Annotated in this window: 19 protein-coding genes and 2 pseudogenes; 12 read left to right on the top strand and 9 right to left on the bottom strand. The window is 44.8% G+C overall.

Features of this window, described 5'->3' with window-relative positions; genetic code table 11:
• Positions 1 to 927 (top strand): formate dehydrogenase subunit beta, encoded by a 927-nt coding sequence (gene fdxH / locus XDD1_RS18270; protein ID WP_045973239.1) that lies wholly within the window; start codon positions 1 to 3, stop codon positions 925 to 927.
• On the top strand, positions 924 to 1,565 hold the full coding sequence (gene fdoI, locus XDD1_RS18265; RefSeq protein WP_045973238.1) for a formate dehydrogenase cytochrome b556 subunit: 642 nt from the start codon (positions 924 to 926) through the stop codon (positions 1,563 to 1,565). The genes fdxH and fdoI overlap by 4 nt, the downstream gene beginning before the upstream one ends.
• A gap of 55 nt (positions 1,566 to 1,620) precedes the next feature.
• On the opposite strand, the gene XDD1_RS18260 is transcribed toward fdoI, so the two are convergent.
• A complete protein-coding gene (locus XDD1_RS18260; RefSeq protein ID WP_231854437.1) occupies positions 1,621 to 3,696 on the bottom strand; it encodes a plasmid pRiA4b ORF-3 family protein in 2,076 nt (691 codons plus the stop codon).
• Positions 3,697 to 3,946: 250 nt separating this feature from the next.
• Between XDD1_RS18260 and fdhE the strand changes: the two genes are divergently transcribed.
• The 4 genes from fdhE (at position 3,947) to XDD1_RS18240 (ending at position 8,319) form a co-directional block, all read left to right on the top strand.
• Positions 3,947 to 4,879 carry a formate dehydrogenase accessory protein FdhE gene (fdhE, locus tag XDD1_RS18255; RefSeq protein WP_045973237.1) on the top strand — a complete coding sequence of 311 codons (933 nt, stop codon included), beginning with the start codon at positions 3,947 to 3,949 and terminating at the stop codon, positions 4,877 to 4,879.
• A gap of 16 nt (positions 4,880 to 4,895) precedes the next feature.
• A complete protein-coding gene (gene selA / locus XDD1_RS18250; protein WP_045973236.1) occupies positions 4,896 to 6,287 on the top strand; it encodes an L-seryl-tRNA(Sec) selenium transferase in 1,392 nt (463 codons plus the stop codon).
• Positions 6,288 to 6,432: 145 nt separating this feature from the next.
• Positions 6,433 to 7,281: a hypothetical protein gene (locus tag XDD1_RS18245; protein WP_052705752.1), complete on the top strand. Its 849-nt coding sequence runs from the start codon at positions 6,433 to 6,435 to the stop codon at positions 7,279 to 7,281.
• A 54-nt stretch (positions 7,282 to 7,335) separates the two neighbouring features.
• Positions 7,336 to 8,319 (top strand): IS30 family transposase, encoded by a 984-nt coding sequence (locus XDD1_RS18240; protein WP_045968892.1) that lies wholly within the window; start codon positions 7,336 to 7,338, stop codon positions 8,317 to 8,319.
• On the opposite strand, the gene XDD1_RS19040 is transcribed toward XDD1_RS18240, so the two are convergent.
• Entirely contained in the window at positions 8,302 to 8,514 is a 213-nt protein-coding gene (locus XDD1_RS19040) for a DUF1240 domain-containing protein (RefSeq protein WP_231854533.1), read from the bottom strand. The two genes, XDD1_RS18240 and XDD1_RS19040, sit on opposite strands and share 18 nt — an antisense overlap.
• Before the next feature lie 430 nt (positions 8,515 to 8,944).
• Here XDD1_RS19040 and XDD1_RS18235 point away from each other — a divergent pair, with 430 nt between their 5' ends.
• Positions 8,945 to 9,424: an Hcp family type VI secretion system effector gene (locus XDD1_RS18235; protein WP_045973235.1), complete on the top strand. Its 480-nt coding sequence runs from the start codon at positions 8,945 to 8,947 to the stop codon at positions 9,422 to 9,424.
• Positions 9,425 to 9,482: 58 nt separating this feature from the next.
• On the opposite strand, the gene XDD1_RS19035 is transcribed toward XDD1_RS18235, so the two are convergent.
• Both XDD1_RS19035 and XDD1_RS18230 read right to left on the bottom strand, forming a co-directional pair.
• Entirely contained in the window at positions 9,483 to 9,713 is a 231-nt protein-coding gene (locus XDD1_RS19035) for a DUF1240 domain-containing protein (RefSeq protein ID WP_231854532.1), read from the bottom strand.
• 289 nt (positions 9,714 to 10,002) lie between these two features.
• The gene (locus XDD1_RS18230) at positions 10,003 to 10,986 is read right to left on the bottom strand and encodes an IS30 family transposase (protein ID WP_045973234.1); all 984 of its coding nucleotides are present in this window, start codon (positions 10,984 to 10,986) and stop codon (positions 10,003 to 10,005) included.
• A 114-nt stretch (positions 10,987 to 11,100) separates the two neighbouring features.
• Between XDD1_RS18230 and XDD1_RS19030 the strand changes: the two are divergent.
• Both XDD1_RS19030 and selB read left to right on the top strand, forming a co-directional pair.
• A pseudogene (locus XDD1_RS19030) lies at positions 11,101 to 11,235 on the top strand (DUF1240 domain-containing protein); the annotation flags it as partial.
• Between the two features lie 85 nt (positions 11,236 to 11,320).
• The gene (gene selB / locus XDD1_RS18225) at positions 11,321 to 13,216 is read left to right on the top strand and encodes a selenocysteine-specific translation elongation factor (RefSeq protein WP_045973233.1); all 1,896 of its coding nucleotides are present in this window, start codon (positions 11,321 to 11,323) and stop codon (positions 13,214 to 13,216) included.
• A gap of 25 nt (positions 13,217 to 13,241) precedes the next feature.
• On the opposite strand, the gene XDD1_RS18220 is transcribed toward selB, so the two are convergent.
• From XDD1_RS18220 to XDD1_RS20440, 3 genes and pseudogenes are all read right to left on the bottom strand, one after another.
• Complete coding sequence (locus XDD1_RS18220) at positions 13,242 to 13,490, bottom strand: colicin E3-like toxin immunity protein (RefSeq protein WP_045973232.1); 249 nt, start codon at positions 13,488 to 13,490, stop codon at positions 13,242 to 13,244.
• A 66-nt stretch (positions 13,491 to 13,556) separates the two neighbouring features.
• On the bottom strand, positions 13,557 to 13,817 hold the full coding sequence (locus XDD1_RS18215) for a bacteriocin immunity protein (RefSeq protein ID WP_045973231.1): 261 nt from the start codon (positions 13,815 to 13,817) through the stop codon (positions 13,557 to 13,559).
• Positions 13,817 to 13,888: pseudogene (locus tag XDD1_RS20440) on the bottom strand (HNH endonuclease signature motif containing protein); the annotation flags it as partial. The gene XDD1_RS18215 and the pseudogene XDD1_RS20440, both read right to left, overlap by 1 nt.
• Positions 13,889 to 14,058: 170 nt before the next feature.
• On the opposite strand from XDD1_RS20440, the gene XDD1_RS18210 reads away from it, so the two are divergent.
• Entirely contained in the window at positions 14,059 to 15,717 is a 1,659-nt protein-coding gene (locus tag XDD1_RS18210; RefSeq protein ID WP_045973230.1) for an LTA synthase family protein, read from the top strand.
• Between the two features lie 150 nt (positions 15,718 to 15,867).
• Here XDD1_RS18210 and XDD1_RS18205 read toward each other — a convergent pair whose 3' ends face one another.
• Positions 15,868 to 16,644 carry a GntR family transcriptional regulator gene (locus tag XDD1_RS18205; RefSeq protein WP_045973229.1) on the bottom strand — a complete coding sequence of 259 codons (777 nt, stop codon included), beginning with the start codon at positions 16,642 to 16,644 and terminating at the stop codon, positions 15,868 to 15,870.
• A 410-nt stretch (positions 16,645 to 17,054) separates the two neighbouring features.
• Here XDD1_RS18205 and XDD1_RS18200 point away from each other — a divergent pair, with 410 nt between their 5' ends.
• On the top strand, positions 17,055 to 18,455 hold the full coding sequence (locus XDD1_RS18200) for a purine-cytosine permease family protein (protein ID WP_148886188.1): 1,401 nt from the start codon (positions 17,055 to 17,057) through the stop codon (positions 18,453 to 18,455).
• The gene (locus XDD1_RS18195) at positions 18,452 to 19,375 is read left to right on the top strand and encodes a PfkB family carbohydrate kinase (protein ID WP_045973227.1); all 924 of its coding nucleotides are present in this window, start codon (positions 18,452 to 18,454) and stop codon (positions 19,373 to 19,375) included. The genes XDD1_RS18200 and XDD1_RS18195 overlap by 4 nt, the downstream gene beginning before the upstream one ends.
• Before the next feature lie 83 nt (positions 19,376 to 19,458).
• On the opposite strand, the gene XDD1_RS18190 is transcribed toward XDD1_RS18195, so the two are convergent.
• Positions 19,459 to 20,118, bottom strand: coding sequence for a helix-turn-helix transcriptional regulator (locus XDD1_RS18190; protein ID WP_045973226.1), 660 nt, complete (start codon positions 20,116 to 20,118; stop codon positions 19,459 to 19,461).
• Positions 20,119 to 20,185: the final 67 nt, after the last annotated feature.

Below are 20,185 nucleotides of genomic sequence, written 5' to 3'. Positions count from 1 at the left end.
ATGTCATTGCAATCTCAAGACATCATTCGCCGCTCTGCCACAAATTCACTGACGCCCGCGCCGCGTGTGCGGGATCACCAGCAGGAAGTGGCAAAGCTGATTGATGTGACGACCTGTATTGGCTGTAAAGCCTGTCAGGTGGCTTGTTCAGAATGGAACGATATTCGTGATGAAATTGGGCACAACGTTGGCGTTTATGACAATCCGGCCGATCTGACCGCGAAGTCATGGACGGTGATGCGGTTTTCCGAAGTTGAGGAGCATGGCCGGCTGGAATGGTTGATCCGCAAGGATGGCTGTATGCACTGCGCCGATCCGGGTTGCCTGAAAGCGTGTCCGGCGGAAGGGGCGATTATCCAGTATGCCAATGGCATCGTTGATTTTCAGTCAGAACACTGCATCGGCTGTGGCTATTGCATTGCCGGCTGTCCCTTCAATGTGCCGCGCATCAACCAAGAAGATAATCGTGCCTACAAATGTACCCTGTGTGTTGACCGTGTGGGTGTCGGGCAGGAGCCGGCTTGTGTGAAAACCTGTCCAACGGGGGCGATCCATTTCGGCAGCAAGCCGGACATGCAAGCGCTGGCAGCGGAGCGGGTCGGGGAGCTTAAGGGGCGGGGCTATGACCATGCCGGTTTGTACGATCCCGCGGGTGTTGGCGGCACCCATGTCATGTATGTCTTGCACCATGCCAATAAACCGCAGCTCTATCATGGGTTGCCGGACAATCCTGCCATCAGCCCGACCGTCACCTTCTGGAAAGGCATCTGGAAGCCACTGGCCGCCATTGGTTTTGCCGCGACGTTTGCTGCTTCCATTTTCCATTATGTGGGGATTGGCCCGAACCGGGTTTCCAAAGAAGAGGAGGAGAGCGCACTTAAGGATAGGGATTCGGACGAGGTAAACGATGGGGAGGTGAAGAAATGAAACCGCGCAACGATATCATTATTCGCCACTCTCCGCTTGAGCGCATCAATCATTGGGCGGTGGTGATCTGTTTTCTGTTTACCGCCATCAGTGGATTGGGGTTTTTCTTTCCCTCCCTGAACTGGATGATGAATATCTTTGGCACGCCGCAACTGTCACGGATACTGCATCCGTTTGCCGGTTCGGTGATGTTCGTCCTGTTTGTGTTTATGTTTTTCAGATACTTCAAACATAACCTGATCGACAGGGACGATATCGAATGGGCGAAGAATATTCACAAGGTGTTGCGTAATGAAGAAGCGGGGGATACCGGGCAGTATAACCTCGGGCAGAAAGGCATTTACTGGTCAGTCAGTGTTTGCCTGTTTCTGCTGCTGGTCAGCGGCATCATGATCTGGCGTCCCTATTTTGCGCCCTATTTCCCGATTCCCTTGATTCGGGTTGCGTTACTGGTTCACTCGCTGTCAGCAATTGGCCTGATCCTGACCATTATTGTCCATGCTTACGCGGCGTTTTGGGTCAAGGGATCGGTGCGGGCAATGGTCGAAGGTTGGGTCACCCGTGGCTGGGCGAAAAAACATCACCCACGCTGGTATCGTGACATTGTGAAGCGAGAGCGGCGAAAAGAGGAAGAGTAGCTTAATAAAACCGGAGGCCGTATTTCTCCTCCGGTTTTATAAGATGTTATTGATTTTATTCGCTGAATAAAGCCCTTAGCCTCGCATTCGCCTGCTGCTTATCAAAAGGCTCCAGAGCTTCATCGGGTGATAAGCCGACATACTCTAATTCTTCTGCTTCATCTTCTGACAGGACTTTTTTCTTCCTTAACTTAAGCAAGTCATTCCAATGCCAAATGCCACCCGAATCTTCCGCCGGACAGAGGCCATTCCCGGCGGTGACTTCGGGCTGGATAACATCTTTTGACAGAATTTTTTCTACGGTTATCTGGTGGAACCAATCATCACCAAAGTCATATTGGTAATTGAGTTCATCGCCAACGTCTTCCAGAAATACACCGATGCACAGTTGATCATATTGCTCTTCCGGGATATTGATTTCTGCAAGATTAAAGCTGTGCAGGTGTGCGTTTTTCCAGCCCATTGCATCTTGTATCACATAATGAAATTCATTCAGTGTGAGCTGATTGCTGATGCGGAGCCGACGCCATACCGCCGGGCTTGCATCGAGTAAACTGACTTTGACCACCAATCCCTGGGGTTCAATCTCCTCTTCTTGTGCCATATAGAAATATTCGAAACTGATTTCAGCCAAGGAATCAAATAAATAAAACCGCTTGCGGTTTAACGCCGGATCTCTGAGGGCATAGGCCAAATCCAAAAATTGCTCTACCAGATCGGGTTCTTGTTCTGGCTGCCTGTATTGTTCGATGATCGCAGAATAGGTCAGGCGTTCAACAAATATCTCCCGGTTTGCATAGTAATAGAGCTTCAATAAATCCCTGGGTTTTTTCGCCTGCAACAAATACTCTTCCGGTGCCAGCCAGCTCAGTAATAATGATGAACCCATCGTGATGCCAAGGCGACTGCGATCCTGCCGTTTGGCATCGGCCTGATAACCGAATTTTCGGCTCCAGTGTTCTAATTCAAAAGGTTCTGGCTGTGTCCATTCGAGGGGAAGTTGCGACAACCAATACAGTGAGTCGATATCAAGCGGTGTGTTTTTATTTTGCTGAACGGAAAGTATCCACGGTAAAATTTGTTGCAGCCAGTCAGGGGAGACAGGGGTAAAGTCAATATAATTATCGTGGGAGTTTAATTCGTCAATCAATTCAGGGATGGTGCGCTCAGGCGCAACATTCAGCAAGCTCTCACGGATGCCTGATTTAAAATCCAGCATCATATTCATTTGATATTTCTGACCGCTCAACGTAATTGACGACATCATGCTGGCGCAGTCATTGCCATCAACATGCGTGACGTATAATTCATGTATCTCTGCGGCCTTCTGAACGCTTTTATGGTGCGACATTCCCCTTTTTTTCCAGCGCTTAAAACAAGCGTGAATCGAATGATGACGGTTGAATCGGGCACACAGATTGACCAGTTGCAGGTGGGATACGTGTGCCCATGCAGAGGAAGGGCAATCATCCAATGCGTGAGCGCTGGCAAGGGCAATCGGTTCTTCAAAGTACTGGGTCAGCAGAAGCAAGGCATCTATGCCCCATGGCTGTTTGGCGACTTCCGAAAATAGATGAGGTAAGGCTTCATGAGGCGTGACGGAAAGACCGCCTTCAAAAAATTCGACAAACTCAATGCCGGACTGGATTTCAAACTCCTTAAACAGTTGGTTCAGATTTGGCGGTTCTGAAGGAAAATGAGCAATGTTGGTATCATCATCAATATTTTCGGCATCCAGGAGTTGGGTAATGTCAATGTTGATATGAAACTTATTTCTTTTCAGAACCGCTACACATAACAACAGGGATTCATTATTAATCTCAAATTCTTCTTTGGTATTCACCAAAATTTGCTCAATAATCTCTTCAAAATGCTGTTTGGCCTCAGCAGGCAATTTATTGGCGGTTAATGCCAGCTCGGCGATGGCAACTTCCAGCCAATGGGTAATGCTGTATCCCATCCGGGACATTATCTCTTTGGGCAGGTGCAACACCAGGCTGATCAACAAAAAGACATTCTCTGGTTCAGAAAACCAATCCATTTGCTGTGAGGATATGGAACGCTGTTTCTCGGGAGTATTGGCGTATTTTGTGATTGCAGATAGCAATTTTTCAGGTGTCAATATCATCATTAATCTCTTCAATTATCTGTATTTCAACCAAGAAGAGTGCTGGTTATCACGCCATCGAATTCACCCTTCCCCCTTGTCACATACTAGTCTAACCTGAATTTTTGGCAGGTCAGTCAACTTGTGTTGAAATTTATCCACGTTATCTCCCAATTGATGGGAGATGGCAATGCCATTCCGCTGTCTGGCGAGGTAAGATGGCGGGGGACTTACGCATCAACCTATACGTATCAACCTAACAGGAAGGTCAGTAATGAGTATCCGTATTGTTCCTAAAGAGCAGTTAAGCAAAGAGCGCCTGAATGACAGGGCGGTTGGTTTCATTCCCCCCTTGTTGTTTGCCAATCCCAAAACGCTTTACCAACAGCGCGCTGAACGCCTGAAAACATTGGCAACAGCCAGCAATCCCTTTTCCAGTTACCTGAATTTCGCGGCCGAAATTGCACAGGCACAGCAAAAGGCGTTGTATGACAACCCGCTGGATATGGAGTTGGATGAACTTCTTCTCCGTTCTCAACAAGAGAACCGTGTCCCGCTGGATTGTAAAACGTTGCGCCGTACTCCGCACTGGCAACATATTCTGCACGCCTTAATTGCGGAATTGTTGCCAGTTGTCCCTGAACATGTGAAACCCGCCCTGGAAAATCTGGCAAAAAATTCAGCACCAGAGCTGGAAGAGATGGCGGATGGCTTGCTCAATAGCGAGTTCAGCAAAGTCAGTGCTGATCAATCGGTGTTTGTCTGGGCGGCGTTATCAGTGTATTGGGCACAAATGGCCAGTTTGATCCCCGGCAAGGCACGGGCGGAATATGGCGAACATCGCCAGTTTTGTCCGGTTTGTGGCAGTATGCCGGTTGCCAGTGTGGTACAAATCGGCACGAATCAGGGGCTGCGTTACCTGCATTGCAATTTGTGTGACAGCGAATGGCATGTGGTGCGCATCAAATGCAGTAACTGTGAACAGACGGGTGACCTGAATTATTGGTCACTGGAGAGTGAGCAAGCGCCAATCAAGGCAGAAAGTTGCGGTGATTGTGGCAGTTATCTCAAAATTCTGTATCAGGAAAAAGATCCGAATATCGATGCGGTGGCTGATGATCTGGCGTCATTGATTCTGGATGCCAAAATGGAAGAAGAAGGTTTTGCCCGCAGTAGCCTGAACCCTTTTCTGCTTCCCAACGAATAATAAAGATGATGAAGCGATGACACAAGCAATCAACTCGCTGTACCGCCAATTACCCTCCGTTGACACCTTGTTGCGGGAGCCGGCAATCACCCGGCTGATTGCGTCTTATGGGCAGACGCAAGTAGTAGAGATATTGCGGGCAATGCAGGCGCAGGCGCGGTTCACTATTCGCGAACAGCAAGCCTTGCCGGAGTGGAGTCACGATTGGGCGGCATCCTTGCAGCGAAGATTGGACAAGGCGCAAACGTCCGCACTGAAGCCAGTCTTTAACCTGAGCGGAACGGTGCTCCATACCAATCTGGGGCGTGCATTGTTGGCCGAATCCGCCATTGACGCAGTGGCACAGGCCATGCGTTCACCGGTGACGTTGGAATATTCGCTTGACGGTGCCGGCCGCGGGCATCGTGATCGGGCGCTGGCGGATTTACTCTGTACATTAACCGGGGCAGAAGATGCCTGTATTGTTAACAATAATGCCGCTGCCGTATTACTGGTGCTGGCAACCGTGGCGTCGGGAAGAGAAGTTATCGTTTCCCGCGGAGAACTGGTCGAAATTGGCGGCGCGTTCCGTATTCCCGACGTGATGCGGCAAGCGGGGTGCCGTTTGGTGGAAGTGGGCACCACTAACCGAACGCACCTGAAAGATTATCGGCAGGCCATCAATGCGGATACCGGCATGCTGATGAAAGTGCATACCAGTAATTACCAGATTGAAGGCTTCACGGCTGACGTCGCGGGAGAGGCATTGGCAAAACTGGGTATGGCAGCCCAAATCCCGACGGCCGTCGATCTTGGCAGTGGTTCCATGATAGACATGACGCAATATGGCCTGCCGGCTGAACCGATGCCGCAAGATTACCTGAACTGTGGTATCGATTTAGTCACTTTCTCTGGCGATAAATTATTAGGTGGCCCACAAGCCGGCATTATTGTCGGTAAAAAACCGTGGATAGACGCTATCCAGCAGCATCCCCTGAAACGCGCCTTGCGGGCGGATAAAATGACGTTGGCCGCACTGGAAGCCACGTTGCGTCTCTATCAACATCCTGAGCAACTTCACCAGAAATTACCGACCTTGCGTCTATTGACCCGCCCGCAAAGCGAAATTCGTGATATGGCGCAACAGCTCCTTCCCCCAATTCGGGCATATTACAGCGAAAAATTTATCGTGCGCGATGAGCCTTGCTATTCCCAGATTGGCAGTGGTTCCCTGCCGGTCGATCGATTACCCAGTTGGGCGCTGACGTTTACGGCGATGGATGGGCGGGGCAGCACACTGGAAAAACTGGCTCACCAATGGCGCAATTTAGAAAAACCCGTGATTGGGCGCCTGTATGATGGCCGGTTATGGCTGGATCTCCGTTGTATGGAAGAGGCTCATGAATTATTGCAGGTATTGGTGTTATAAAATTTGTCAAAACACCGTGTCATGCTCCGACAGTAAAATTTGATCCGTCTCCCAATAATTCAGAAAAGCTAAAGAAAAAATAGCTGAATCCGATAAAGTATAAACAAAACTTAAATGAATTATATACTGTAAAGGGAGTTATAAAATGAAATATGATCCACGATTAAGAACATGGGTTGAGGATGATTATAGATATGAAGATCATCTTAATTTTAAGAAACAAATAGAAGATCAGCGGTATAAAGATATTGAAGCAAAGTTAAATAAAAACCAAGAACATTATGCAGTAATCACTCAAGATGAAGCTATGACTTATTTGAAAACGTTTGGTCATGATGTTGAATCATTTAAGGAAACATTAAAATCATGGAGAGATGATATTTATTCAGTAACTGATGTGTTGTCAAATTTTGCTGGTAACATAAAAGATGCCCCTGGAGTTTTTAAAGTGGCTAAACATTTAAAACCTACAAACATCGGAATGATTGATCATATATTAGATGAACTAAAGGGAAAAGGTGTCAAGGCTGTAGAATATCTTGGTAGGAATGGTGAAAGATATATAAAACTATCGGGTGAGCCAGAGGTTAGACGATATTTGAAGGCTACAAGATATCTTATTGATAATAAAAAAATAATAGAGGTTGGGATAGGATCTGTAGCTATGGAAGGTAGTATTGTTTCAGGGGCTAGGTTCTGTATTGTGTTTTCTGCTGCATATAGAGCAGTGGAGTTATTACTTAAGGATGAATATGATCTAACAGATTTTTTTGTTAATGTAACAATGGATATAGCAAAGTTAATTGTAGCAACAGAAATTGCTAAGGCAACTGTTACAGCAGTAACTTCAGTCTTTTTTGCTACAGCTGCTAGTGCTACTGTTATATCTTTTTTAGTTTTTGGTATCGGGTTAGGTGTTGCGTATGGTTTGTATCTGTTAGACAATGAATATAAGATTAGTGACTTGGATTCGCATAGTAAGTGCAATTTCTAAGAAAGGCGGTCAGTTGCTATAGTAGGCATCTTTCTCGCCAAAGGAAAATGCACTATGGCCTATACGCAACTGACCGAAACAGAAAGATACCAGATTTTCGGCTTAAAAGAAGCCGGTTTTACACAACGTTTTATTGCAACGTCGCTTAATCGGGCCCCATCAACAATTAGCCGGGAATTGAGACGAAACCGGGAAGCCGAGAAATATGAACCTGAACAAGCTCAGCGTAAAGCATTAGAACGCCGTCATTCTAAGGTAAAAGCCGTAAAAATCACGCCAGAGATAACAAAGTGGATAAAACAGTTAATTTGGCAAGATTTAAGTCCGGAACAAGTTGTGGGTTATCTCAAGCGGGAAGCGAAAATCTCTTTACATCATGAAACAATTTATCGATTGATTTATAAAGATAAAATAAATGGCGGTGATTTATGGCAACATCTTAGGATAGCGAAAAAACCGTATCGTAAACGCTATGGAAGCCATGAGCACAGAGGAAAAATTAAAAACAGAGTCAGTATTGATAATCGCCCAAAAATTGTTGATAAAAAGCAGCGTATTGGGGATTGGGAAGGGGATACTATCGTTGGCAAAGATCGTAAAAGTGCCTTATTGACTTTAGTTGAACGAAAATCGTTATTTACGATCATCATTAAACTTGAAGATAAAACAGCAGAAGGTGTTGCCAAAGCGGCGACAAGACATTTATCGATGATAAAACATAAAGTTAAAACAATTACCTTTGATAACGGACTCGAATTTGCCGAACACGAACGGATCGGTAAAAATTTAGAGACAAAAATTTATTTTGCTCATCCGTATTCCCCTTGGGAAAGAGGGATAAATGAGAACATAAATGGATTAATCAGAGATTACTTCCCAAAAGGAACCGATTTTAATAAGGTATCAGAGCGGGAGGTTAACCTTGTGGCAAACCGACTAAATAATCGACCACGTAAGACACGAGATTATAAAACACCGAATGAGTTATTTACAGGAACCCCAACTCATTTACTTCGTTCATTACGGTGTTGCGCTTAATATGCGAATCCAAGCTATTTTATTATTAAAGACCACCTTTTCTTTGGTTATAAGATACTTAAATAACAATAGAGAAAAGTAAAAACATAAAGGACTAAACCAAATAAACCAAGCACTTTGAGTTGAGAACGTAATAATTACATTTCTGGTTATAAATGAAATATAGTCACTTATTGATACTAATCCACCAAACACAGCAATACTTATAAATACCACTGAGACTACAAATACTTTTAATCTACTTACATTATCCACGAGAGTATCTATCCCATATATTGAAAAATTGACCAGAATGGTATGGTTGAAATATAACGAGTATAATCATCATCAACAAATGCTCTTAAACTTGGATCATATTTTATCGAATTCAGCTATTTTTTATTTGGCTTTTTTTAATTATTGAGAGCCAGATCAAGTTTTCCTGTAAAAGCAGGATAATCAAAGCAATAGATTATTAGGCTAATCCAAGTGATTTAAGTCACCTTTTTATTTGTCATTTTAATGCAGATAATAAACAACATTTTAAATGTCTATTTTCTGATTTATATTACTATTGCAATTTTTACTTATGTGTTAGGTTATACCTATCAAATTGAATTTTTTAAAAAACTAGGAATATAATCTTATGTCATATATGATTTATTTATCGTTAAACGGTAAAAAACAAGGTCTCATCTCTGCCGGGTGTTCAACTCTGGATTCGATAGGAAACCGATATCAAAATGGACACGAGGATCAAATACAGGTTCTCAGCCTGAATCATACCATTACACGACAACAGAACGTTAGTCATCAGCCCATACAATTTATTAAACCAATAGATAAATCATCACCATTATTAGCGATGGCAATAGATTCAAATGAATCTTTAAACGGTACTTTTGTTTTTTACAGAACCGGTCAAGCTGGACAATTAGAATTATTCTATGAAGTTAAAATAACCGAAGCAACTATTAGTGATCTGTCTTGTGTCTATCCACATTCTATAAATAATTTCGATGCGATGCCGCATGAAAGAGTTGTTTTAAACTATAAATCCATCTCATGGAACCATATAACCGCTGGCACATCATCCTATAGTATATGGGAAGACAGAACCTATTAATTAAAAACCCACCTGTTATAAAGGTGGGTTAAAGATAACAACTAAAAACAATCATAGCTTATTTACATAAAGATATGTTTTTTACATATTTATTAGGTGCCATCAATGATGATTTAGCACATAAAAAATAATTTTCATTTTTCAGTTTAAAATCAACATAAAAAGAAAATAATAAAGTAAAAACAAACCCAATTATACCTATAAAGGTAAAACAAGTTGCTATTCTATTATTAAATGACACCTGACGATTAACTATCGTGAACTTAACAAATTTTAATGAAAAGTACATAGACAAAGGACTAAACCAAATAAACCAAGAGGTTTTACCAGAAAATGTAACAATGTCATGTCTAGTTAAAAAATCTTTATAATCAACTAGTGATGATATTCCTCCAAATATAGAAATACTCATAAGTATGAGTGAAATTATAAATACTCTTACTCTAGTTATAGCATTTGAATTATCCACGAGAATATCTACCCCACATATTAAAAAACGTGTCAGGATGATAAGGTGTAGGGGATTTTGCTTTATGTTCTTTTAGTCTTTTAATTATAGTTTCACTTGGATTCGCATATTAAGCGCAACACCGTAATGAACGAAGTAAATGAGTTGGGGTTCCTGTAAATAACTCATTCGGTGTTTTATAATCTCGTGTCTTACGTGGTCGATTATTTAGTCGGTTTGCCACAAGGTTAACCTCCCGCTCTGATACCTTATTAAAATCGGTTCCTTTTGGGAAGTAATCTCTGATTAATCCATTTATGTTCTCATTTATCCCTCTTTCCCAAGGGGAATACGGATGAGCAAAATAAATTTTTGTCTCTAAATTTTTACCGATCCGTTCGTGTTCGGCAAATTCGAGTCCGTTATCAAAGGTAATTGTTTTAACTTTATGTTTTATCATCGATAAATGTTCTGTCGCCGCTTTGGCAACACCTTCTGCTGTTTTATCTTCAAGTTTAATGATGATCGTAAATAACGATTTTCGTTCAACTAAAGTCAATAAGGCACTTTTACGATCTTTGCCAACGATAGTATCCCCTTCCCAATCCCCAATACGCTGCTTTTTATCAACAATTTTTGGGCGCTTATCAATACTGACTCTGTTTTTAATTTTTCCTCTGTGCTCATGGCTTCCATAGCGTTTACGATACGGTTTTTTCGCTATCCTAAGATGTTGCCATAAATCACCGCCATTTATTTTATCTTTATAAATCAATCGATAAATTGTTTCATGATGTAAAGAGATTTTCGCTTCCCGCTTGAGATAACCCACAACTTGTTCCGGACTTAAATCTTGCCAAATTAACTGTTTTATCCACTTTGTTATCTCTGGCGTGATTTTTACGGCTTTTACCTTAGAATGACGGCGTTCTAATGCTTTACGCTGAGCTTGTTCAGGTTCATATTTCTCGGCTTCCCGGTTTCGTCTCAATTCCCGGCTAATTGTTGATGGGGCCCGATTAAGCGACGTTGCAATAAAACGTTGTGTAAAACCGGCTTCTTTTAAGCCGAAAATCTGGTATCTTTCTGTTTCGGTCAGTTGCGTATAGGCCATAGTGCATTTTCCTTTGGCGAGAAAGATGCCTACTATAGCAACTGACCGCCTTTCTTAGAAATTGCACTTACTATGCGAATCCAAGTAGGAAATCTATTTGTACTTATGGGCATGTTAGGATTTGTTTTTAGTTTGTTTTTTTCTTTTTATGTTGATTTTAAGCTGAAAAATGAAAGCTATTTTTTATGTGATAAATCATCATGGATGGCACCAAATAAATATGTTAAGGATGTTTCACTTTGTCACTAAACATATATATTTTTCGCCCATCAAGATGTATTTATTAAAATACTTCACTTTTTGTTGCATCCAAGAAAAAATAGGCACAGTAACCATGATTTTTGCCACAGCGGGACATGTTGATCACGGTAAAACCACTCTTATTCAGGCTATTACGGGAGTCGATACCACCCATTTACCGGAAGAGAAAAAACGCGGGATGACGATCGATCTCGGTTATGCCTACTGGCCGCAGCCGGATGGGTCTTCGGTGGGGTTTGTTGATGTACCGGGGCATGAAAAATTCCTCTCCAATATGTTGGCGGGGATCGGTGGCATCGATCATATCCTGCTGGTTGTCGCCTGTGATGATGGTGTGATGGCGCAGACGCGGGAACATCTGGCTATTTTGCGTTTAATCGGCCGGCCGGCTCTCACGGCTGTGCTGACTAAAGCGGATAGTGTCGAACCCGTACGGATTGAGGAAGTCCGGCAACAAATAGCGCAATTACTGGCAGCACAAGGTTGGCAATCGGTGCCTTTGTTTGTCACGGCCGCCACCACGGATCAAGGCATCGCCCCACTGAGGGAACATTTACGGTCGATTTACCAATGTTATGGCTCGTCTTTTCGGCAAAATCCGCAGCATGAAAAATTGCAGCAATGCTTTCGGCTGGCTATCGATCGGGTTTTTACCATTAAAGGGGCAGGATTGGTTGTCACCGGGATGGCGTTGGCGGGCAGTATCAATGTCGGTGACACATTGTGGCTGACAGGTTGTGATCAAGCGGTGAGAGTGCGTGGCCTGCATGCCCAGAATCAACCTACCCAGAGTGCTCAGGCGGGGCAGCGTATTGCATTGAATATCGTCGGTGATATCAGCAAAGCGCAAATTTCCCGTGGCGACTGGTTGTTGGCGCAGCAACCGATATCCCAAAACCGATCGCTTGCGGCGGAAAAAGTATTAGTCGAAATTGAAGCTGATCGGCCACTGCAAAACTGGCAACCCCTGCATATCCACCATGCCGCCAGCCATATCACCGGACGCATTTCTATCCTGAATTCGCTGGCCGATACGCCAATATTGGCTGAACTGACACTGGATCGCCCTTTGTGGCTGGTGGAAAATGATCGCCTGATATTGCGTGATATCAGTGCCAAGAGAACGCTGGCGGGGGCGCGGGTCATTAGCTTACATTCCCCGCGCAGGGGAAAACGGCAGCCTGAATTTCTTGATTGGTTATCCCGACTGGCACAAACGGGCAGGCATGCGGAAAATCTCATCTTATCTTTAACCCGTGGTGCATTGTCACTCAGCCACTTTGCATGGGCGCGCCAGTTGACCGAAAGTCAGCTCAACCGCTTGCTGGCCGGGATAAAGGTGTTGATTGCGGGTGATTGGGTACTCTCGCAGCATCATGCGACACTGGCACAACAAAAACTTTTGCAGGCCGTCGTGGAATACCACGAAAAACACTCGGATCAACAGGGCGTGGGCAAAGCGCGTTTGAAACGCATGGTTTTGCCGGCACTGGATGACGGGCTGGTTTATCAACTTATCCATCAGCTACTGGAACAGGGCGCGCTAAAACAAACCCATGGTTGGCTGCACTTGCCTGAACATGGATTGATGTTTACCGCGGAGCAGGAAAATTTGTGGTTGCAGGCGGAACCCCATTTTAAAGCGCAAGCGTGGTGGGTACGCGATTTGGCAATTGAAATGGGGGAAGATGAAGCCACCCTGCGTGGTCTTTTGCGCAAGGCGGCACAATTGGGGCTGATTATTGCCATTGTGCCTGACCGTTATTACCACCGTCAGTACATCCAGCAGTTTGCTGATTTAATCCGCCGCTATGATCAGATGAAGGGAGGCATAACGGCAATCGATTTTCGCGATGAATTAGGCATTGGCCGGAAATTAGCGATCCAAATACTGGAATATTTTGATCGTACCGGGTTTACCCGCCGGAAAGCGGATTTGCATGTTTTGCGGGATGAAGGGGTTTTTTAGCCACATAGGTGTGGAGAGGTTGGAATTAATCCCGATAATCAAATGAGATTTGATAAAAATATTTATCTAAATCAATTAAATGCTTAAAATTACCTTGTAAAACAGGAACCCATGTATCTAATACATCAAATACACCATTGTTCAATGTATCGTGTAAAGGCAATCCGCATTGTTCAATGACAGAATTATCGTCCCCTAAATCCTGTGAATACTCCTCGCCAATAAAATCTTCATTTTTTCTATCGAACCAAACTAGATTTAATTGAATTCCCATGATCTTTCTCCATTAAAGATATTTTTTGATATTGCGTTTGGATCTGCTGGTTTTGGTGTTTTTGCATCAGCCTTGTTTGAATCCCGGTTTGCCATTTTTACGTTGCCATTCTTTGACCGTTTTTAAAATTCCTTCTGGTGAATCATCTTCCCCTTCTTTTGGAAAATAAATAAGGTCGCTGCCACTGGGATGTTCAGTTACTTCTTCAAAGTGATCTATAAGAGAGTTATGTTCTTCTTCCGTTTCTGTATCTGAGTCACAAATTATTTGTAATAACTTGAGAAATTCCTCTTCGGTATAATCATTAATACTATTTTTTAGTTTCATTATTTTTTACCTCTGTGAGTATCGATGTGTCGTTTAGGCGTTGTCACTCGGATATTATTCATATCGCCAACTTCTTATCACGCAATTTATCCGCAATTCGATCTGGAATCATTGAACTCCACTGAATTCCTACTGTCTCCATTGAGCGAATCTGCTGCATTTTATTTGCAGTAGATTGGGTAACCTGTGCTATTTTTCACCGGGTTGGCAAACTGAACTCATGTGTGGGACGCAATAGAGTATGAAAAAAAAGATAATATCCAGGATTTATCTTGGATTGCTGCTAATCGCTTCTTTGATAATTGTGTTTGAGAAAAGCGGGGATATTTATCCCGCGCTGGTGTCTGTCGGTGTATTCGGCGTTATCTTTGGCCTGGCTTTTTTCGTGTCAGCGCGCTGGCTGTTTTCGGCGGCGTTAACCGGAACCTTGTTCATCATCCTCAAATTCCTCAACCAGATAAAAGTCCATTACTACAAAGAGCAACTGTTTTTTTCTGATTTGAATCTTATGCTGGACCCGTCAAATCAGGAAACACTACGCCATTATTGGCTGGCCGGTCTTGCCGTGGTGGCGATGTTTATCTGGTTGATATTCAACATGATATTGAGCTGGAAAGCGTTGCCGCCTGCGCGAGGAATTAAATGGCGTCTCGCCAGTATCATGTTGATGGCGGTGGGGGTTTGGGATATCAATCTGACCGTGAAGACTTACTACACCCAATGGCAAGATGAATTGCCGAAAGGGCGGGGAACGGTGACCAATATGGTGATGTCTGCTTCCGATGCGCGATATCAGCCGCCGAAATTTGGCTCCTCGGCCGATTATTTCTTGCAGCAGGCGAAAAAAGTGACGTTGCCCGAACCTCAGTCAGCGGTGAAACCTGATGTGGTTGTCTTATTGCAGGAATCTACCGTTAATCCTCATATTTACCAATTACCCACTCATGTTCAATTGCCGGATCTGTACATGTTCCAGCGTGATGCGGCTGTCAGTGCCCAAAGCCCGCTCAGGGTACAGACTTTTGGCGGCGGGACGTGGTTATCCGAATTTTCCATTTTGACCGGCTTGAATACGGATGATTTTGGTTCGCGTAAAAATGCGGTGTTTTATTTTGTCGTTGATCACCTGAAAAACAGCCTGTTCCACGCCATGAAAGACAACGGTTATTACACGGTGGTGCTGACTCCATTTAATAAGTCTGCTTACCATGCGGGACATGCTTACAAGACCCTGGGGGTTGATCGCATTATCCAACCACAGGAGCTGGGCTATCCCGCCGGCATGGAAGAAAATTTATGGAAAATTTCGACACAAGATATGTTGTCTTATGTGAAAACGATTCTGGAGAAAGAACGGGCTAAAGAGACAGACAAGCCGATTTTTATTTTCTCTCTGACCATGTATGAACACGGCCCTTATGAAGAGAGCCATCAAGATGATTATGGATTGGCCGGCAACATTGATTCTGCGACCGCAGTGGGCAAATTTAGCCATTACATGGAAAAAATCACGGCTTCTGATCCTGCCATCAAGGATTTCAGTGACTTTGTTGCCCATCGCGACAAGCCGACGGTTTTCCTCTACTTTGGGGATCATCAACCGAACATAAATTTTGACCGTTATCATTCTCCACTGCCCGATCCGGCACATGTGACCCAATTTACGCTGCGGGATAATCTGCAACAGGGTGCGCCGATAACCACGGGCAAGCTGACCGATATCTCCTTCCTTGGCGGCATGGTTCTGGAACGCGCCCGTTTGTCAGCTCCTGCGTTTTATCAGGCCAATATGCTTATGCGCCATTTGTGTGACGGTGCACTGAATGATTGTCAGGATAATGCGCTGGTAGAGAGTTATAAGCATTATATTTACCAGCAATTGGAGGCGGCAGGTAAATAATTCCTCAGCTAAAAGATCATATGCTACTTATCGGTCAGTTTGTTTTTTGATGGCAGGTACAGGCCGTGAATAATAAGTGATAAGAAGGAATTAGGCGAAATAACCCCCTTCAAGTGAAGGGGGTTGTCCATCCAAAAACAATCAAATTAATTAATCATTTTTGAGCTTATAATTGATGTTGATATTTTGTGGAGAATTGAAATCCAGCCGATAAATATCACCACGACACAAAATTTCGCTGAATTCGATAATCTCATTTTGGTTATTCTGGCTGATTTGGTGAATCTGTAGCAATGGAGAGCTTTCAGCGATATTAAGCAGGATGGCCAGATCCGCAGGGCAGGCAATGGCTTTGATTTTGTGATTGACGTTGGTGAGATGGATGTTTTGCTCCTCCCAATACCCATACAGGGAGCCTTCCAATCGCTCAGGATGAGGCAGATAGGGGCGGGGAATATAGGTATTTTCCAGGGAAACCGGCATCCCGTTGGCAAGGCGGATGCGGCGCAGTTCAGCGATAGGTTCACCGGTGTTAACCGACAATTTTTTCGCAATTTTGGCCGGTGCGGGAATAATATTTCTCGACAGCCAATAATTGGAGGCCGTTCCTCCATCTTTAATCACTTGAGAAGTAAAACCCACTGCCTGATTGAGTGAAGAACCACCCGGTTTGACCACCTGAGTGCCAATCCCTTGCTGGCGTATGATGACCCCTTTTTCCTCCAGAAGCTGCATTGCCTTACTGACGGTGACGCGGGAGATATTGAGAAGCTCAGCTAATCGGCGTTCTGGTGGTAAAAACTCGCCGACATGCAATAATCGCTTTTCAATGGCCATTTCAATGGCTTTTTGCAGTTGGATATAACGAGGGCTACTGCCTTTCTTTTCAAGTTGTTTGCATACCCAGTCAACAAAGTGATTCAGCATTTTTTTTACCCCAGTTACTCGATGGCCTAAGTGTACATTAGCCTGTACAGCAAGGTATAGAGTGTATTGGAATTAGATTGGCATCACATAATGACAAAATTGGACTTTCATTGGCCTTAATTGGCAGATAAAGTATAAATCCTGCTTATATAAGAAATCGGGAGTTGAGGAAGTTTTCTTTCTGACGCTACCTGATCTATTGGCAGGCGCTGTATAGCTGTATATCCGATATGTTTCGAATTACATCTGACAAAGCTGTAGCTCGAAAGATGAAGGGTATATGGGAACGTGGTGCTCTGGTGATGGTGTTATTTTTTGGTACTCCGGTAAAGTGTGTGATTTGCGCCAACCTAGGGAAAGAGAGCCATTGTCACCATGACCAGAGCCATTTCTCAGTGATGGAAAACATAATGAGTACACAGCAAAAACGTCATCGGTTCTGGAAGGTAGAACGCACGGGTATCGATATTGTCCCTGCGTCAGAACGCACAGGCACACCGTTAGATCTCTTCTGGGTCTGGTCAGCCGCCAATATTGGCATTCTCGGCATTGTTTACGGTGCCATCATCGTCTCCTTTAAACTCTCTTTTCTGCAATCCGTACTCGCGGCACTGGTTGGCCTGTCCAGCTTTGCGTTGGTTGGCTATATCAGTTTCAGCGGTAAATTGGGCAGAACTACAACGCTGACGCTTTCCCGCACGATTTTTGGTATTAAGGGAAATATTGCGCCGACAGTGATTTTCTGGTTCATCTCGATGGGGTGGGAATCCATCAATATTGTGACCGGTACTTTGACACTTTCCGCATTGTTTCAGGCGTGCGGGCTGAGTGAAAGCCCATTGTTGACGGTGGTCAGCATGGTATTGTTTGCCGCCCTGTCAATTGGTGTCACGTTGCTGGGAAAAGAGATGGTCATCACCATGCAGCGCTGGGTCACCAAAATTTTCGGTGTCATGACGCTTGTGGTGGTGTTCTATATTCTGTTCACGACAGAATGGCAAGTTGTCTTAACCATGCCGTCAGGCAGTTGGTTAACGGGGTTCCTGCCCGCTGTTTCGGTGGTTGCTGCCGGTAGTGGTATTGCATGGGCAGCGACAGGCGCCGATTATAGCCGCTATCAACATGAAAACGCCGCCAAAGCAAAAATTTTTACCGCAGTCACCGCAGGCGGCATGATCCCGCTGGTATTGTTACTGTTTACCGGGATCTTGCTCTCCGTGCAATTACCTGATCTGCCTAATTCAGAGAATCCCATTGCTCATATTGGCTCTATCCTGCCGGATTGGATGGTGATCCCCTATTTAATGACCGCCATTGCGGGTATCGTCACCATGGCGGTTATGAGCCTCTATTCCGCCAGTTTGAACTTGTTGACATTGGGCATAAAAATCAAACGGGTTCATGCGGTGACCATTGATTCCACCATTGTGTTGTCCGTTGCGGTTTATACTCTGTTTGTGACCGGTGATTTCATGGGGCCGTTTGTCGCCTTCTTGATATTCTTCGGCGTGTTTCTGGCCTCGTGGGAAGCCGTCTTCCTGCTTGATTACATCGTACTGCGCCGCAATCAGGGCTATTGTCCGGATAAATTGTTCAATTATGTTGGACCGAATGGCGGCATCAAATGGCTCCCCATCTTGTGCTGGCTGCTGGGCGCATTGGCGGGTTTCTCGGTGACGCAAAATGACTTTATCAGTGGCCCGTGGGCAGTAGGCATTTTTGCCAATTCCAGCCTTGGGTTATTTCTGGCATTTTTCGTTAGTTTTGTCTGTTATGGTCTGTATTTGATGCTGAATAGGTATAAAAAATGAAGGAGTCTCAACGGCCTGTCGTGGTGTTGGGTTCGGCGACAGGGGATATTGTTCTTAGGGTCCCTGAATTGCTGCATGAGAGTGAATATTGGGAAGCGGAAGAAATTGACCGGCAGGTCGGGGGTTGTGCATTTAATGTGGCGCGTGCGCTGTGCCGACTGCAAGCACCGGTTATCAATGGCATTTTTGTCGGCAACGGCAGTTGGGGCGAACGTGTCGCAACCGAAATGGAACAGCTTGGGTTGCAGGTGACTTTGCGTCACCCCACCAAAGACAATAGCTGGTGTTTTGCCATGATGAAGCCCGATGGCAAACGCATCTATGTCTCCGTTCCGGGTTGTGACGATGCCTGGCATCAAGATCGATTGGCGACGATCCCTCTGCCTGAACAGGGTTATCTCTATGCCAGCGGCTATGAACTGGCTAATGTAAAAGCGGGTGATTTGCGTCAATGGCTGCTGGATTCTCCGGCAGGGCTAACCTTGGTCTTGGATTTTGGCCCTCGCCTGATTGATATCGATCCTGCATTTATTCAAGCGCTGCCCGTGGAAAGAACTCTGCTCAGCTTAAACAAAGATGAGGTTGCCTTACTGTGTGGCGCAGGGGATACCCTGACTCAAGCCCGCCGTTATGCCAATGAGCAAGGGTTTACGCTCATTGCGCGTGTCGGTGCTGAGGGGGCATGGATATGCCAGCCCAACCGTGAGCCAGAATATGTCCCTGCTTATATGGTCAAGATGGAGGATCGGATTGGTGCCGGTGATGCCCATTGTGGCGGGATGTTGGCCGGATTATCTCAGGGCATGTCCTTACGCGATGCCGTCGATCTCGGAAACCGCGTTGCAGCGATTGTTGTCAGCCGCCCGGGTGCCAATGGTGCGCCGACCAAGGGTGAACTGACCGATTTTAGCTTTGATTAAGTTGTCAGTTTATCCATAAAAAACCTACGCAAACTCTGGGTTGAGTAGGTTTTTCTCAAAAATTCGTTCAAGTCATGCTGATATCAAGCTTGTGGGGCGGTAATACGGTACGCACAGCGTCGGTGACCACTTAAGATATATTCTGTTCTTTCCACATGCGCTTGCAGGATCTCCCGAAACAGTTTTATCTCTGTTCGGCAAAACCCCTGACACAATTTGGCGGCGGCACAAATTGGACAATGGTTTTCAAAGAACAAAATAGCGCCATTTTCCTCAACCGAATAATGGGCCATATAGCCTTCCCGGCAGCGGATTGAGACCAGACGCTCAACTTTCTCCAGTAACCCGGTCGCCCCTTCCATCGCCTTTTTATAGTGAGAAAAAGCCTCTTTTTCGCGGGTGCTGATAATCAAATCCATGACAGTTTCACCCAGTTGACTGCGAATAATCGAGATCAACTGCGTGGTGAGTTCTGCATGGGTATCAGGAAATTTGGCATGACCTTTTTCTGTGAGATGCCAAAGTTGTATCGGGCGCCCGACTCCCCTGGTTTCTGACTTTGCTTCAACGAATCCTTCCTTAGCCAGTTTGACAAATTGCTGACGGGCTGCTTCTCCCGTTGTTCCCAATAAGTTGCCGGCATCAGAGGCTTGTAGGGCACCATGAGTTTTTAGCAACATTAGTAGCTTATCACTCACGGTTTGCCCAATGATTATACTATTTTCCAAGTCTGAGCTTGACATACTGTTGATTCCGACATTAATTTATTCCAAGGTTTATCTTGTTTAATTTAGCGTAAGATTTTTCACA

It is taken from the genome of Xenorhabdus doucetiae (assembly GCF_000968195.1).
GTDB lineage: Bacteria > Pseudomonadota > Gammaproteobacteria > Enterobacterales > Enterobacteriaceae > Xenorhabdus > Xenorhabdus doucetiae.
The sequence above is the reverse complement of the archived record's forward strand: the minus strand, read 5'-3'. Positions and strand labels throughout refer to the sequence as shown.

Bases quoted from the DNA above. Each gene is read 5' to 3' on its own strand.
- XDD1_RS18235 (WP_045973235.1), top strand. From the start codon at position 8,945: ATGTCATATATGATTTATTTATCGTTAAACGGTAAAAAACAAGGTCTC.
- XDD1_RS18205 (WP_045973229.1), bottom strand. From the start codon at position 16,644: ATGCTGAATCACTTTGTTGACTGGGTATGCAAACAACTTGAAAAGAAA.
- XDD1_RS18230 (WP_045973234.1), bottom strand. From the start codon at position 10,986: ATGGCCTATACGCAACTGACCGAAACAGAAAGATACCAGATTTTCGGC.
- XDD1_RS18210 (WP_045973230.1), top strand. From the start codon at position 14,059: ATGAAAAAAAAGATAATATCCAGGATTTATCTTGGATTGCTGCTAATC.
- XDD1_RS18215 (WP_045973231.1), bottom strand. From the start codon at position 13,817: ATGAAACTAAAAAATAGTATTAATGATTATACCGAAGAGGAATTTCTC.
- XDD1_RS18245 (WP_052705752.1), top strand. From the start codon at position 6,433: ATGAAATATGATCCACGATTAAGAACATGGGTTGAGGATGATTATAGA.
- XDD1_RS18240 (WP_045968892.1), top strand. From the start codon at position 7,336: ATGGCCTATACGCAACTGACCGAAACAGAAAGATACCAGATTTTCGGC.
- XDD1_RS18260 (WP_231854437.1), bottom strand. From the start codon at position 3,696: ATGATGATATTGACACCTGAAAAATTGCTATCTGCAATCACAAAATAC.
- XDD1_RS18220 (WP_045973232.1), bottom strand. From the start codon at position 13,490: ATGGGAATTCAATTAAATCTAGTTTGGTTCGATAGAAAAAATGAAGAT.
- selB (WP_045973233.1), top strand. From the start codon at position 11,321: ATGATTTTTGCCACAGCGGGACATGTTGATCACGGTAAAACCACTCTT.
- selA (WP_045973236.1), top strand. From the start codon at position 4,896: ATGACACAAGCAATCAACTCGCTGTACCGCCAATTACCCTCCGTTGAC.
- XDD1_RS18190 (WP_045973226.1), bottom strand. From the start codon at position 20,118: ATGTCAAGCTCAGACTTGGAAAATAGTATAATCATTGGGCAAACCGTG.
- fdoI (WP_045973238.1), top strand. From the start codon at position 924: ATGAAACCGCGCAACGATATCATTATTCGCCACTCTCCGCTTGAGCGC.
- fdhE (WP_045973237.1), top strand. From the start codon at position 3,947: ATGAGTATCCGTATTGTTCCTAAAGAGCAGTTAAGCAAAGAGCGCCTG.
- XDD1_RS18200 (WP_148886188.1), top strand. From the start codon at position 17,055: ATGAGTACACAGCAAAAACGTCATCGGTTCTGGAAGGTAGAACGCACG.
- fdxH (WP_045973239.1), top strand. From the start codon at position 1: ATGTCATTGCAATCTCAAGACATCATTCGCCGCTCTGCCACAAATTCA.
- XDD1_RS18195 (WP_045973227.1), top strand. From the start codon at position 18,452: ATGAAGGAGTCTCAACGGCCTGTCGTGGTGTTGGGTTCGGCGACAGGG.
- XDD1_RS19035 (WP_231854532.1), bottom strand. From the start codon at position 9,713: ATGTACTTTTCATTAAAATTTGTTAAGTTCACGATAGTTAATCGTCAG.